The sequence below is a fragment of the Streptomyces boncukensis genome (genome assembly GCF_011045075.1).
GTDB classification, from domain to species: Bacteria; Actinomycetota; Actinomycetes; order Streptomycetales; family Streptomycetaceae; genus Streptomyces; species Streptomyces boncukensis.
Genome location: NZ_JAAKZZ010001091.1, coordinates 1 through 604, shown reverse-complemented (window position 1 = coordinate 604; position 604 = coordinate 1). Strand labels below are relative to the sequence as shown.

At 70.7% G+C, this 604-nt stretch carries 1 protein-coding gene; it reads right to left on the bottom strand.

What is annotated here, in order from left to right; all coding sequences use genetic code 11:
* Positions 1-86 precede the first annotated feature (86 nt).
* The gene (locus G5C65_RS38100) at positions 87-284 is read right to left on the bottom strand and encodes a hypothetical protein (RefSeq protein WP_165303655.1); all 198 of its coding nucleotides are present in this window, start codon (positions 282-284) and stop codon (positions 87-89) included.
* Positions 285-604 lie beyond the last annotated feature (320 nt).

The following is a 604-nucleotide window of genomic DNA, read 5'->3' as shown; positions in this document are numbered from 1 at the left end:
GGTGCGGTGCTGGGCTTCACGATCGACTGACGCCCTCCCACCGGGCCTGTACGTTATCTGCTGTTTGTCAGGATATTACCGGGGTGCTACCGGGTGCGGCGGACCAGCGGTGTCTCGTGTTCCTCGTAGTCGCCGAGCACGGCGACGCTGAAGGCCGCGCCGGCGAAAACCCTGATCGCTCGGAAGAGGCCGCCGGCGCGGTGCCGGCTCCCCTGCAGGGCGGAGCCAGAAACCGCGGTGGCTCCGCCGACCGGTGCGTGCACGGATACGGATGCGGTGTTCATGCTCCCCAGGATGCTTCGCCGCAGGCCACCGCGGCATCGGCCGCAGGTCGTCACCCGCGGAGCGCCCGGCTACGACCCAGGGCCGACCCGGAACCCGGGTAAACCCTGAGAACCCTCTCGGGGGTCGCGCGAAATTCATTCGCCCGGCCGTCACCCCACGGCTAGACTCCCGCCCTTGTCCCCCTTCCCGGCGAGCGGAACGCCGGGAAGGAGCCTGCCGCACGGAAACCGGCCGGCCATCCGACAGACACGCATCTGAACGTCACCGCGCATGGCCACCCGCGCCCTTGGCGCCCGAGCCGCCGTGCGCGCCGGAGGCA

Bases quoted from the DNA above. Each gene is read 5' to 3' on its own strand.
- G5C65_RS38100 (WP_165303655.1), bottom strand. From the start codon at position 284: ATGAACACCGCATCCGTATCCGTGCACGCACCGGTCGGCGGAGCCACC.